This window comes from Ensifer sp. (assembly GCF_035999185.1).
GTDB lineage: Bacteria > Pseudomonadota > Alphaproteobacteria > Rhizobiales > Rhizobiaceae > Ensifer.
Genome location: NZ_DASYHB010000163.1, coordinates 39,174 through 51,034 on the forward strand (window position 1 = coordinate 39,174; position 11,861 = coordinate 51,034).

Consider the following 11,861-nt stretch of genomic DNA (forward strand, 5'->3'; position numbering starts at 1 on the left):
ACTGGCTTAATCCTTGCGCTTGCGGCAGTAGAGCTCCAGCCGGTGGCGCACCAGATCATAGCCGAGCTCGGCGGCAATCTCCGCTTGCAGCTGCTCGATCTTGTCGGAGCGGAACTCGATCACGGCGCCCGTGTCGATATCGATCAGATGGTCGTGATGCGGCGCGTCGGCGGTCTCGAAACGGGCCGTCGCACTTTCGAACGCATGGCGATGCACGACGCCCTGCTGCTCCAGCGCCGACAGGGTCCGGTAGACGGTCGACAGCGATACGGTGGCGTCGATTTCCTTGGCGCGGCGGTGCAGCTCGCTCGCATCCGGATGGTCTTCGGCAGTCGCCAATATCTTCAGGATCGCGGCACGCTGGCGCGTCACGCGCACGCCGCCGTCCCTCAAAACACCTTCCAGTTCTTCGACACGATTCTTGTTCTGTTTCATGGCCGTACACTAGCCAAGGGCGCTGGGTTTGAAAATAGCCAGTTGCGAATGCTTCTCATTTGCATTGACTTATGCAAATCATTCCCCTACTCCTGTCAACGTCAACACTTGGGAGTATGGAATGATCGATCAGACAAGGCGCGCGATCCTGGCATCAGCAGTTGCCATGGCAGCCATCGCGCTCGTTCCTGCCGCCGCCTGGGCGCAGGAAAAGTTCAAGGCAGTGACGACCTTCACGGTCATTGCCGACATGGCGAAGAACGTTGCAGGCGATGCGGCCATCGTCGAATCGATCACCAAGCCGGGCGCCGAGATTCACAACTACCAGCCGACCCCGCGCGATATCCTGAAGGCGCATGACGCCAAGCTGATCCTCTGGAACGGCCTGAACCTCGAGCGCTGGTTCGAAAAATTCTTCCAGAATTTCGACGACGTGCCCGGTGTCGTTGTTTCGACCGGTGTCGAGCCGATGGGCATCGCCGAAGGCCCCTACAGCGGCAAGCCCAATCCGCATGCCTGGATGTCGCCCTCGGCAGCCCTCATCTACGTGGACAACATTCGCGACGCTTTCGTGAAGTACGACCCCCCCAACGCCGAGACCTACAAGGCCAATGCCGAGGCCTACAAGCAGAAGATCGAGGCGACCATCGCGCCGATCCGCGCCGAGATCGCCAAGATCCCCGAAGACAAGCGCTGGCTGGTGTCGAGCGAAGGCGCCTTCAGCTACCTGATCCGCGATTTCGGCATGAAGGAACTCTACCTCTGGCCGATCAACGCCGACCAGCAGGGCACGCCACAGCAGGTGCGCAAGGTGATCGACGCGGTCAGGGCCAACAACATCCCCGTCGTCTTCTCCGAAAGCACGATTTCACCTGATCCGGCCGAGCAAGTGGCGCGCGAGACCGGTGCAAAATACGGCGGCGTGCTCTACGTTGATTCCTTGAGCGAAGCAGACGGCCCGGTTCCGACCTACGTCGATCTGCTGCGCGTCACGTCGGAAACCATCGCCAAAGGCCTTTCTCAATGAACCTTCAGGTGAAGTCCCGCTCCGGCCCCGTCCCGACCTCCGGCGAGCAAGGCAGCGGCATCCGCGTCTCAGGCGCAACCGTCACCTATCGCAACGGCCTGAGGGCCCTTCGCGACGCCACCTTCGAAATCCCGACCGGTACGATCACCGCCCTCGTCGGCGTCAACGGCAGCGGCAAGTCCACACTCTTCAAGGCGATCATGGGTTTCGCACGCCTGTCGCGCGGCGAGATCTCGGTCCTCGGACGGTCCGTGCCCGAAGCGCTGAAGAGGAACCTTGTCGCCTATGTGCCGCAGGCAGAAGAGGTCGACTGGAACTTCCCGGTTCTGGTCGAGGACGTGGTCATGATGGGCCGCTACGGCCACATGAACATGCTGCGCATCCCCAAGAAGGCCGACCATGAGGCGGTCGAGGCGGCGCTCGCCAGGGTCGGCATGAGCGACTACCGCAAGCGCCAGATCGGCGAACTGTCGGGCGGCCAGAAGAAGCGCGTCTTCCTCGCCCGCGCGCTCGCCCAGGACGGCAAGGTGATCCTGCTCGACGAGCCCTTCACCGGCGTCGACGTCAAGACCGAAGACGCGATCATCCGGCTTTTGATCGGCCTTCGCGACGAGGGCCGGGTCATGCTGGTCTCGACCCACAATCTCGGCAGCGTCCCGGAATTCTGCGACCGCACCGTGCTCTTGAAGAACACCGTTCTCGCCTACGGCCCGACCGAAACGACCTTCACCCGCGAAAACCTCGAACTCGCCTTCGGCGGCGTGCTCCGGCATTTCGTGCTCGGCGGCGACAGCCTGCATGACGATGCCGACCCGCGGCAGCTGGCCGTCATCACCGACGACGAGCGCCCTCTGGTCATGTACGGCGACAAGGACCGCATGGTGGCGCAGCCGGCAAAACCCGAGACCAACGGGGAGCAGAACGGCAAATGATCGCCACGCTTCTCGAACCCTTCACCTACGGCTACATGGTGAACGCAATGTGGGTGAGCGCGCTGGTCGGCGCCGTCTGCGCTTTCCTGTCCTCCTATCTGATGCTGAAAGGCTGGTCGCTGATCGGCGACGCGCTTTCGCACTCGATCGTGCCTGGCGTTGCCGGTGCTTACATGCTCGGCCTTCCCTTCTCGCTCGGCGCCTTCTTCTCCGGCGGACTTGCCGCCGGCGCCATGCTCTTCCTCAACCAGCGCACCCGGTTGAAGGAAGACACGATCATCGGCCTGATCTTCACCTCCTTCTTCGGTCTTGGCCTGTTCATGGTGTCGCTGTCGCCGACGTCGGTGAACATCCAGACGATCGTGCTCGGCAACATCCTGGCGATCACGCCGGCCGATACGCTGCAGCTCGCGATCATCGGCGTCGTCTCGCTCGTCATCCTAACGGTGAAGTGGAAGGACCTGATGGTCACTTTCTTCGACGAGAGCCACGCCCGCTCGATCGGCATTCCCACTACTTTCCTCAAGGTACTGTTCTTCACGCTGCTTTCGGCCTGTACGGTGGCGGCCCTTCAGACCGTCGGCGCCTTCCTCGTCATCGCCATGGTGGTAACCCCGGGCGCGACCGCCTACCTTCTGACCGACCGGTTTCCCCGGCTGATCCTGATCAGCGTCGCCATCGGTGCGCTCACCAGCTTCTTCGGCGCCTATTTCAGCTATTTCCTCGACGGCGCCACCGGCGGCATCATCATCGTGCTGCAGACGCTGATCTTCCTGGCGGCCTTCGTCTTTGCACCGAAACACGGCGTGCTCGCCGCGCGCCGGCGCGGCGCCGAACCGGTGGAGGCAGCCCGATGATCTCGCTCGACCTGCTGCTTGCCGTCTTCGAGTTCGAGTTCATGCGCAATGCGCTTTTGATCTCGGTGCTGGTGGCGATCCCAACCGCAATGCTCTCCTGCTTCCTGGTCTTGAAGGGCTGGTCGCTGATGGGCGACGCCATCTCGCATGCCGTCTTCCCCGGCATCGTAATCTCCTACATCGTCGGCCTGCCGCTCGCCGTCGGCGCCTTTGCCGCAGGCATGTCCTGCGCCCTTTTGACCGGCTACCTCAAGGAAAACAGCCGCATCAAGCAGGATACGGTCATGGGCGTGGTCTTCTCGGGTATGTTCGGCTTCGGGCTGGTGCTCTACACCAAAATCCAGAGCGACGTGCATCTCGACCACATCCTCTTCGGCGACATGCTCGGCATCGGCTGGCGTGATATCGCCGAGACAGCCGTTATCGCGCTGGTCACGTCAGGCATCCTCGCTGTGAAATGGCGTGATTTCCTGCTGCATGCCTTCGATCCGGCGCAGGCCAAGGCCGTCGGGCTGCCGGTCAACTGGCTGCACTATGGCCTCCTGGCTATCCTGTCGCTGACGATCGTCGGAGCGTTGAAGGCCGTCGGATTGATCCTGGCGATCGCCATGCTGATCGCACCCGGCGCCATCGCCTTCCTGATCACCCGCACCATGGGGATGATGCTCATCGTCGCCGTGCTGGTCGCGATGACGGCTTCGTTCTGCGGCGTCTATCTGTCCTTCTTCATCGACAGTGCACCGGCGCCGACCATCGTGCTCCTGATGACGGCGATGTTCCTCATCGCGTTTGCCTGGTCATCGTGGCGAACCTGGCGCAACGAAGCGCGACGAACAGCGGTCGAATGACAAGGAGGCTCCCTTCCTCAGGGAGCCTCTTCTGGTTTCTCAATGGCTCGGATGCAGCGCGTCGTTGAGGTACATGCAGGTCAGCATGGTGAAGATATAAGCCTGGATGACCGACATCAGCAGCTCCAGGCCCGTCAGCGCCACGGTCATCATCAGCGGCAGGGCCGCGCCCACCATACCCAGCGCACCGAAGCCGGTGAGGCTGACGACAAAACCGGCGAAAACCTTGAGCGTGATGTGGCCGGCGAGCATGACCGCGAACAGACGAACCGAGTGACTGACCGGACGCGAGAGGTAGGATACCACCTCGATCGGGATGATGATCGGCGCCAGCACCAAGGGCACGCCAGACGGCATGAACAACCGCAGAAACCCAAAACCGTGCCGGTAGAGGCCATAGAGCGTGACTGTCAGGAACACGAGCAGCGCCAGCGCGAAGGTGACGGCGATATGGCTCGTGACCGTGAAGGCATAGGGAAACATGCCGATCAGGTTGGCGGTCAGGACGAACATGAACAGCGAGAACACCAGCGGGAAGAAGCGCATGCCCTTTTCGCCGGCATTTTCGCGCAATGTCTTTGCCGCAAATTCATAGAGGATCTCGGCCGCCGATTGCGCCCGGTTCGGCACCAGCCCGCGCCTGCGCGTCGACAGGATCAGGAACAGGCTGGCGATCGCCACCGTCAGAACCATGTAGGCGGCCGAATTGGTAAAGCTGATCTGATGGCCGCCGACCTCGGCGATCGGAAACAGCGACTTGATCTCAAATTGTTCGATGGGTCCAGCCATCATCAACCTCGTTGTCTTGGGTGATGACACGGTCAGCGGCGCACGGCGGCGGCCGCCGGCGCGTCAGTGTGTTGTTGTGTGGGTGACGGACAGCCAAACTGGTCGCGCGTGGCGATCGCTCCGGACGGAAATACTCAGCTGTTCGATAAAGGTCAGGGGCGCACAGGCGCACCGCCGGCGGTGGGGCTGCATGATGCAATCGACTCCAATATATCTCGGTCGAGATAATGGGGCCGTCCCCGGGCGTTCTTCGACGCGGGTCGTCCCGCGTGCGCCCGAACTAGAGGCTAATAGTCCGAAGGTCAAGCCAACGGGCACAAGGCCTCAACCAAAGCGACGATGGTCCTCAAGCACCGCGTCGACGACCCGGCGTTGCCTCGTCATTTCGTCGACCGGCGCACCCGTCATCCCGGCGACAACGATCAGCGCCTTCCACAGTGCCCAACCACGGCCGCGCGCCCAGGCGCCACGGTCAAGCGCCATGCCATTGCGGAACACTTCGCGGGCTTCGCCGCTGAAAAACGTCCAGGCGATGGCAAGGTCGCAGGCCGGATCGCCGATCCCCGAGGTGCCGAAATCGATCACCGCGCTCAGCCGGCCGTTCTCGACAAGCAGGTTGCCCCAGGCGATATCGCCATGGAACCAGACGGGGGGACCCTCAAACGGTACGGCGAGCGCGGCCTCCCACACATCTCTCGCCGCGGATGTGTCGAGCTGTCCGTGCAGCAAAGCAAGCGCGCGGCGTGTCTCTTCGTCGTAGAAGGCGGGCGGGCCACCGCGATGAAAATTGTGGTCGCAGGGCAAAGGCCCGCCCGTGGCGTCCGCCTGCATGAGCGCTCGAAGAAAGCGCGTCAGGTCGCTTGCCACTTGCCGAACGTCGTCAACCCGCTCGACCGCTAACGTCTCGCCCGGCTGCCAGCGATAGACCGACCAGTGCCAGGGGAAGCCTTCTCCGGGTGTGCCCTTGGCCAAAGGTTCTGGGATGGGCAGCGGTAGATGCGGCGCCAGTCGCGGCAGCCAGAGATGTTCCTTTTCCACTTGCAGAACGTAGTGCGCAGCACTTGGCAGCCGCACAGTCATTTCCTCACCGAGCCGGAACGTCCTGTTATCCCAGCCGCCGGGCTCAATCGGCCGCACCTCGAGGCCCGACCACTCCGGAAACTGCGCCGCGATCAGCCGCCGCACAAGCGGCGTGTCGATCGAGGAGGCGGCAAATGTCGATGCTGTCATGACCTTCCCGAACCCGTTCAATCCGCAGCCCAAACTATGGAACCGCCCTCGGATTTCAACTTTTTGTTCACGACGCTTCTCGTCGGCAAGGCATTGCGCTGCGACGCGGGCGGTCCACCTGCCCTAGATCGGCGGTTGCATATTGCCGCCGCGACAGATTTCGAGGATGAAGAAGGCTTGGATATCTTGGACATATTGACAACCTGAGACCATGGAAACCCGGCCGACCGACCGCCTTTCGCTGAAGGCTCAGCGCCTCATTGCCCATTATCGGGCAAGCGAGGCGGCATGAGCGCGGCCAAGGGCAAGACACCGGTCGAGAAGCCCCGCCGCACGGGCCTGCGCTTCTTCTTGGTCGCCCTTCTGGTTATCGTCACCGCCATTCTGGCAACCGCCCTGCTGGCCAACGGGCAGAGGAATCTCAGGAAGGCCCTGCTGGCATTCGGCCTTCCGACGACCTTTCTCGACAAGCAGAAGCCCGTCGAACAGGGAGAGGCCGGGCCGACGAAGCGCCAGCCGCCACGCATCGCCCTGCCCGCCTGGACCTTCCAGGATCTCGGAACACCGGACCAACAATTCCTGCGCGTCATCCGCAGCGATCCGAAGGCGCTCTGCGACGAACTGCGCGAGGCGGGATTTCGCGAACTGGAATGGAAATCGAGTGCCGGCGAACGGGGGCAATGGGAGTGTTCGTCGCTCGTCAACTTTCCCCGTCCGGGTGAGGACAAACCTTCGTCGATCTTCATTTTCGTCAAGGGCAGCGGTGAGGAGGAGATCACCTCCTTCCGCGTCAAACTCAACATCGAACGAAAGGAGGATGCGCAGGCGGTCACCACCGCAGCCGCCCGCGCCGCGTCCGTGTTCCTCGATCACGTGCGCTGGGCCGATGCTGCCAGCATCACCTTGCAGATCCAGGCGTTGAGGGAATTCGACCTCAAGCACTTCGGCAGTCGGGTGCAGTTCAAGCGCGAATCCGACGAGACAACGCCACGCTACAATTTCCTCGCCAACCAGCCGCCCCGCGCGCGGCCAAAGAGCATCGCCGAACTCTATTTCGATCGGAGCAAATGGCTCGCCTATGGCGACGGCAGCCTGCGCACCTTCGTTAAGGGGCCAACCGCCTGGAATGTGCCGGCGAACGTGCCCGAAGGTGCGGCCAGCAAGAAAGAGGCCACCTCTCCGTCCGGGAAACCGTAGCAGCGGCGGTCGCCAGGCAACGGAAAGCGATCGCCTACCGATCGATCCGGGTCGACAGAATGATCGACGACAGGGTGCGGTCGACGCCGTCGATCTCGCCGATGCGATCGATCAGCAGGTCAAGCTCGCTGATCGACGTCGCCGCGACCACGGCGATAAGATCGAAGCTGCCGCTGACCGAATGCAGGGTCTGGATTTCCCTGATAGCGCTGAGTTCCGGGGTCACGCGGGAAAGCGCTCTCGGCGCGATCGTGATCAGCACATGCGCTTTCACCAGTCCCTTCTCATAGCTTTCCGACAGCCGGACGCCATAGCCGGCGATGACACCCTCGCGCTCCAGACGCTCGATCCGTGCCTGCACGGTCGTGCGCGACAGTCCGAGCCGCCGCGCGATCGTCGCCGTCGGCATGCGGGCATTTTCGCTGAGGATGGCGAGAAGCTCTCGATCCTTGTCCGTGATTTGCATTTCGTCGGTCCAGTTGGGCAATCTGCCGAATTTATATAGGCGATTTAGTCATATCAGCGCTTCAAATCAACAACTCCTCCCCCGACAATAGAGACAGAAGCAGTTTCTCATGCCCTGGGGGGAAAGAATGAAGAATATCGTCGTCATCGGAGCAGGCAAGATCGGCTCCACCATCGCTCGCATGCTCGCCCATACCGGGGACTACAGCGTCTGTGTCGCCGACCGCGCCGCCGAGCAGCTGGAGCAGGTGGAAAAGCACGCTGCGATCACGACCGCAACGGTCGACATCAGCGACAAGAAGGCGCTCGTCGCCCTTCTCTCCGGCAAGTTCGCGGTCCTCAGCGCCGCTCCGTTCCACCTGACGGTGGCAATCGCCGAAGCCGCCGCCGAAGCCGGTATCCACTACCTCGACCTCACCGAAGACGTCGAGTCCACCCGCCAGGTCAAGGAAATCGCCGCCAAGGCAAAGACCGCCTTCATTCCGCAGTGCGGCCTCGCACCGGGCTTCATCTCGATCGTCGCCAACGATCTCGCCAGCCGCTTCCAGACGCTCGAAAGCGTCCGCATGCGCGTCGGCGCCCTGCCCCAGTATCCGTCGAACGCGCTGAACTACAACCTCACCTGGAGCACCGACGGCGTCATCAACGAATACATCGAGCCCTGCGAGGCGATCGTTGAAAGCAATCTGATCGAAGTTCCGGCCATGGAAGAGCGCGAAGAATTCTCGCTCGACGGCGTCACCTACGAAGCCTTCAACACCTCGGGCGGCCTCGGCACGCTGTGCGAGACGCTGAAGGGCAAGGTCCGCACGCTGAACTACAAGACGATTCGCTATCCCGGCCACGCCGCGATCATGAAGGCGCTCCTCAACGACCTCGGCCTGCGTCACCGCCGCGAAGTCCTGAAGGACATCTTCGAAAATTCGCTGCCGACCACCACCCAGGACGTCGTCGTGATCTTCGTCACCGTTTCGGGCTTCCGTGACGGCCGCCTGATCCAGGAAACCTACGCCAACAAGGTCTATAGCGGCGTCGTTGCCGGTCGCATGCAGAGCGGTATCCAGATCACCACCGCCGGCAGCATCTGCGCCGTGCTCGATCTGCTCGCCGAAGGCAAGATCGCCCAGAAGGGTTTCGTCCGTCAGGAAGACATCGCACTCGATACCTTCCTCGCAAACCGCTTCGGTCACTACTACGCCCAGAAGGGCGAGAGCGAGCGCGTCGCCGGCTGAGCCAATCTCGGTCCGAATGCGCCGACTTCAATGCCTGGGTCTTTGGCCCGGGCATTTTTCATTTTCACAGTGGAACGGGTCTCAATCGAGGCTCTTAGCTACGGCCGAACTCGTCCTCCATGCGAATGATGTCGTCGTCTGCGAGATAGGAGCCGGTCTGCACCTCAATCAGCTCCAACGGGATTTTGCCCGGATTGTGCAGCCTGTGCACGGTCCCCTGCGGAATGAACACCGACTCGTTTTCGTGCAGGAGCCGCGTCTCTCCGCCCATGGTGATCTCCGCCGTACCGCGCACCACGATCCAGTGCTCGGCGCGGTGGTGATGTTTCTGCAAAGAGATCTTCTTGCCCGGCGTCACCCGCAGGCGCTTGACGGAGAAACGTTCCCCCTCCGAAAGCGCCGCCACGGCGCCCCAGGGGCGATATGACGTCGGATGCACCTCCGTCAGCGCTGATGTTTGGCGCGACCGTGCCAGCACCTTGACGATGTTGCCGACGCTCTGACTGTCGTCCAGGCGTCCGACATAGACGGCGTCTTCGCCAGCGATGACGGCTACATCCTCAAGCCCCTGAACCGCCAGGTGAATGTCGCGTGACAGAACCAGCGAGTTGCGCGTGTTCGATACGGTGGCCCTGTCTATGACCACATTGCCGTTACTGTCCTTGGCGCCTGTCTTCCAGACCGCGTCCCAGCTTCCGAGATCGGACCAGGGGAAGGAAGACGGAACGACCGCGGCGCACTCGGTCTTTTCGAACACGGCGTAGTCGACGGAAATATCCGGAGCGGACGAGAAGCTCTCCGTTTCCAAACGGGTGAAGTCGAGATCCCTGTAAGCGCGCGCGACGGCGTTTTGGGCCGCCTCCCACACCTGCGGTGCGTAGCGCTGCATCTCGTCGAGGAACGACTTCACCGGCAACATGAAGATGCCCGAGTTCCATAGGTAGCGCCCGGTCTCAAGCATCGCTTCCGCCTTGGCCCGATCGGGCTTCTCAACGAACCGTGCGACACGATGGACACCTTCGCTCACCTGCTCGCCGCTCTCGATATAGCCATAGCCGGTGGCTGGCTCCGTCGGTGTGATGCCGAACGTCACCAGCGCGCCGCCCAACGCCGCCTGCTGCGCGCGCGCGACGCAGTCGGCGTAGACGGCACCCGCGTCGATCTGATGATCGGAGGCGAGCACATGCATGATCGCCTCAGGGCCGAAGCGATCGAGGATTGCGAAAGCGGCGGCGGCAAGGGCTGGCGCCGTGTTGCGCGCCACCGGTTCAAGCAGAATATCGCCGAGATCGATGTCGATCGCGCGCGCCTGTTCGGCGACGATGAAACGAAAGTCGCTGTTGGTGACCACGATCGCCGGCGCGTAGCGCTCCGCATCGCTGACGCGTTCGAGCGTTTGCTGGAACAGCGACCGTTCAGACAGGATCTGCAGGAACTGCTTTGGCGCAGCGGAGCGCGAGAGCGGCCAAAGACGGGTGCCTTTTCCCCCCGCCATGATCACCGGAACAATCTTCGACGTCATGCGAGCGCTCTTCCTTGGTAGGCTGCGTGATCAGCGATGAATACAGGATCGGTGGTGAAGAATAGCTAAAGCGGTGGATCGGTGCCACCATTCGCCCTTAGATCAGTCGAAACCGGTCCGATCGGACAACAAAAAACCCCGCTCGAAGGCGGGGCTTTTTCATTCGCGCTACCCTTGCGGGTGTCCCTTTCAGGCCGGGATCACGACCTCGCCGAGCTTCGTCAGTTCGGCGACGAATTGCTCAAGACGGGTCTTTTTCTCGTCGCCGGCACCTTCAAGCTCTGCGCGAACCGCTTCGATGCGGTTTTCGAGAGCCGTGCGGTCGAGTTCGTCGACGTGAACGGCGGATTCGGCGAGCAACGTGCAACCGGTCGGCAGGATGTCGGCGAAGCCGCCAAACACTGCGAAACGCTCGGTCTTGCCGTCGGCCGTCTTGACCGTAACCACGCCGGGCTTGATCGTCGTCATCGTCGGAGCGTGATTGGCCATCACGGTCATCTCGCCCTCAGTCGCCGGAAGAACGACTTCCGTCACTTTTTCGGAGAGGAGCAGGCGCTCGGGGGAAACAAGCTCAAAGTTGAAATCGGCCATGACCATTCACTTTTCGTGGGCGCGCCACCTCAAAAGGCGGCTGTGCATGTCTTCCCTGCCCTTATCGAAAGGCAGGATGAAAGCCTCGGCGCCGTGGCGCCGAGGCTTAACAGTCAAATCAAGCGGCTTCTGCAGCCAGCTTCTTGGCCTTTTCGACCGCTTCTTCGATCGAGCCAACCATGTAGAAGGCAGCTTCCGGCAGGTGGTCGTACTCGCCGTTGACCAGGCCCTTGAAGCCCTTGATCGTGTCTTCGAGAGCAACCAGCTTGCCCGGCGAACCGGTGAAGACTTCGGCGACGAAGAACGGCTGCGACAGGAAGCGTTCGATCTTACGAGCGCGAGCAACGGCGATCTTGTCTTCTTCAGACAGTTCGTCCATGCCCAGGATGGCGATGATGTCCTGGAGCGACTTGTAGCGCTGCAGGGTCGTCTGGACCTTACGCGACACTTCGTAGTGCTCTTCGCCAACGATCATCGGGTCGAGCATGCGCGACGTGGAGTCGAGCGGGTCAACGGCCGGGTAAATGCCCTTTTCGGCGATCGAGCGCGACAGAACCGTCGTTGCGTCCAGGTGGGCGAACGAGGTAGCCGGCGCCGGGTCGGTCAAGTCGTCGGCCGGAACGTAGATGGCCTGAACCGAGGTGATCGAACCCTTGGTCGTGGTGGTGATGCGTTCCTGCATCTGGCCCATGTCGGTCGCCAGGGTCGGCTGGTAACCCACGGCCGACGGAATACG

Annotated in this window: 12 protein-coding genes and 1 pseudogene; 6 read left to right on the plus strand and 7 right to left on the minus strand. The window is 62.1% G+C overall.

Annotated features, from left to right (window positions below):
- Positions 1 to 6 precede the first annotated feature (6 nt).
- Positions 7 to 435, minus strand: a complete 429-nt coding sequence (locus VGO04_RS20655) for a Fur family transcriptional regulator (RefSeq protein ID WP_065774062.1) — start codon at positions 433 to 435, stop codon at positions 7 to 9.
- A 121-nt stretch (positions 436 to 556) separates the two neighbouring features.
- Here VGO04_RS20655 and VGO04_RS20660 point away from each other — a divergent pair, with 121 nt between their 5' ends.
- Genes VGO04_RS20660 through VGO04_RS20675 form a run of 4 tightly spaced genes read left to right on the plus strand, consistent with a single transcriptional unit; the run spans position 557 to position 4,099 of the window.
- Entirely contained in the window at positions 557 to 1,462 is a 906-nt protein-coding gene (locus VGO04_RS20660) for a metal ABC transporter substrate-binding protein (protein WP_327497827.1), read from the plus strand.
- Complete coding sequence (locus VGO04_RS20665; RefSeq protein WP_327497828.1) at positions 1,459 to 2,394, plus strand: manganese/iron ABC transporter ATP-binding protein; 936 nt, start codon at positions 1,459 to 1,461, stop codon at positions 2,392 to 2,394. Before VGO04_RS20660 ends, VGO04_RS20665 begins: the two co-directional genes overlap by 4 nt.
- The gene (locus VGO04_RS20670; protein WP_327497829.1) at positions 2,391 to 3,251 is read left to right on the plus strand and encodes a metal ABC transporter permease; all 861 of its coding nucleotides are present in this window, start codon (positions 2,391 to 2,393) and stop codon (positions 3,249 to 3,251) included. Before VGO04_RS20665 ends, VGO04_RS20670 begins: the two co-directional genes overlap by 4 nt.
- Entirely contained in the window at positions 3,248 to 4,099 is an 852-nt protein-coding gene (locus tag VGO04_RS20675; RefSeq protein WP_327497830.1) for a metal ABC transporter permease, read from the plus strand. Before VGO04_RS20670 ends, VGO04_RS20675 begins: the two co-directional genes overlap by 4 nt.
- 39 nt (positions 4,100 to 4,138) lie before the next feature.
- Here VGO04_RS20675 and VGO04_RS20680 read toward each other — a convergent pair whose 3' ends face one another.
- A complete protein-coding gene (locus VGO04_RS20680) occupies positions 4,139 to 4,888 on the minus strand; it encodes a F0F1 ATP synthase subunit A (RefSeq protein ID WP_327497831.1) in 750 nt (249 codons plus the stop codon).
- Between the two features lie 324 nt (positions 4,889 to 5,212).
- Positions 5,213 to 6,118 (minus strand): aminoglycoside phosphotransferase family protein, encoded by a 906-nt coding sequence (locus VGO04_RS20685; RefSeq protein ID WP_327497832.1) that lies wholly within the window; start codon positions 6,116 to 6,118, stop codon positions 5,213 to 5,215.
- A 288-nt stretch (positions 6,119 to 6,406) separates the two neighbouring features.
- Between VGO04_RS20685 and VGO04_RS20690 the strand changes: the two genes are divergently transcribed.
- Positions 6,407 to 7,315: a DUF6030 family protein gene (locus VGO04_RS20690; RefSeq protein WP_327497833.1), complete on the plus strand. Its 909-nt coding sequence runs from the start codon at positions 6,407 to 6,409 to the stop codon at positions 7,313 to 7,315.
- 34 nt (positions 7,316 to 7,349) lie between these two features.
- Here the strand turns inward: VGO04_RS20690 and VGO04_RS20695 are convergent, their stop codons facing one another.
- Positions 7,350 to 7,781 carry an Lrp/AsnC family transcriptional regulator gene (locus tag VGO04_RS20695; RefSeq protein WP_327497834.1) on the minus strand — a complete coding sequence of 144 codons (432 nt, stop codon included), beginning with the start codon at positions 7,779 to 7,781 and terminating at the stop codon, positions 7,350 to 7,352.
- A 127-nt stretch (positions 7,782 to 7,908) separates the two neighbouring features.
- Between VGO04_RS20695 and VGO04_RS20700 the strand changes: the two genes are divergently transcribed.
- Positions 7,909 to 9,012 carry a saccharopine dehydrogenase family protein gene (locus VGO04_RS20700; RefSeq protein ID WP_327497835.1) on the plus strand — a complete coding sequence of 368 codons (1,104 nt, stop codon included), beginning with the start codon at positions 7,909 to 7,911 and terminating at the stop codon, positions 9,010 to 9,012.
- A gap of 94 nt (positions 9,013 to 9,106) precedes the next feature.
- Here the strand turns inward: VGO04_RS20700 and VGO04_RS20705 are convergent, their stop codons facing one another.
- The 3 genes and pseudogenes from VGO04_RS20705 to VGO04_RS20715 all read right to left on the minus strand — a co-directional run.
- On the minus strand, positions 9,107 to 10,534 hold the full coding sequence (locus tag VGO04_RS20705) for a mannose-1-phosphate guanylyltransferase/mannose-6-phosphate isomerase (RefSeq protein ID WP_327497836.1): 1,428 nt from the start codon (positions 10,532 to 10,534) through the stop codon (positions 9,107 to 9,109).
- A gap of 189 nt (positions 10,535 to 10,723) precedes the next feature.
- The gene (locus VGO04_RS20710; RefSeq protein WP_327497837.1) at positions 10,724 to 11,125 is read right to left on the minus strand and encodes a F0F1 ATP synthase subunit epsilon; all 402 of its coding nucleotides are present in this window, start codon (positions 11,123 to 11,125) and stop codon (positions 10,724 to 10,726) included.
- Positions 11,126 to 11,243: 118 nt separating this feature from the next.
- Positions 11,244 to 11,861: pseudogene (locus VGO04_RS20715) on the minus strand (F0F1 ATP synthase subunit beta); the annotation flags it as partial.

What these genes read in the sequence shown, in the direction of transcription:
- VGO04_RS20655 (WP_065774062.1), bottom strand. Translation starts at nt 435, where the DNA reads ATGAAACAGAACAAGAATCGTGTCGAAGAACTGGAAGGTGTTTTGAGG.
- VGO04_RS20660 (WP_327497827.1), top strand. Translation starts at nt 557, where the DNA reads ATGATCGATCAGACAAGGCGCGCGATCCTGGCATCAGCAGTTGCCATG.
- VGO04_RS20665 (WP_327497828.1), top strand. Translation starts at nt 1,459, where the DNA reads ATGAACCTTCAGGTGAAGTCCCGCTCCGGCCCCGTCCCGACCTCCGGC.
- VGO04_RS20670 (WP_327497829.1), top strand. Translation starts at nt 2,391, where the DNA reads ATGATCGCCACGCTTCTCGAACCCTTCACCTACGGCTACATGGTGAAC.
- VGO04_RS20675 (WP_327497830.1), top strand. Translation starts at nt 3,248, where the DNA reads ATGATCTCGCTCGACCTGCTGCTTGCCGTCTTCGAGTTCGAGTTCATG.
- VGO04_RS20680 (WP_327497831.1), bottom strand. Translation starts at nt 4,888, where the DNA reads ATGGCTGGACCCATCGAACAATTTGAGATCAAGTCGCTGTTTCCGATC.
- VGO04_RS20685 (WP_327497832.1), bottom strand. Translation starts at nt 6,118, where the DNA reads ATGACAGCATCGACATTTGCCGCCTCCTCGATCGACACGCCGCTTGTG.
- VGO04_RS20690 (WP_327497833.1), top strand. Translation starts at nt 6,407, where the DNA reads ATGAGCGCGGCCAAGGGCAAGACACCGGTCGAGAAGCCCCGCCGCACG.
- VGO04_RS20695 (WP_327497834.1), bottom strand. Translation starts at nt 7,781, where the DNA reads ATGCAAATCACGGACAAGGATCGAGAGCTTCTCGCCATCCTCAGCGAA.
- VGO04_RS20700 (WP_327497835.1), top strand. Translation starts at nt 7,909, where the DNA reads ATGAAGAATATCGTCGTCATCGGAGCAGGCAAGATCGGCTCCACCATC.
- VGO04_RS20705 (WP_327497836.1), bottom strand. Translation starts at nt 10,534, where the DNA reads ATGACGTCGAAGATTGTTCCGGTGATCATGGCGGGGGGAAAAGGCACC.
- VGO04_RS20710 (WP_327497837.1), bottom strand. Translation starts at nt 11,125, where the DNA reads ATGGCCGATTTCAACTTTGAGCTTGTTTCCCCCGAGCGCCTGCTCCTC.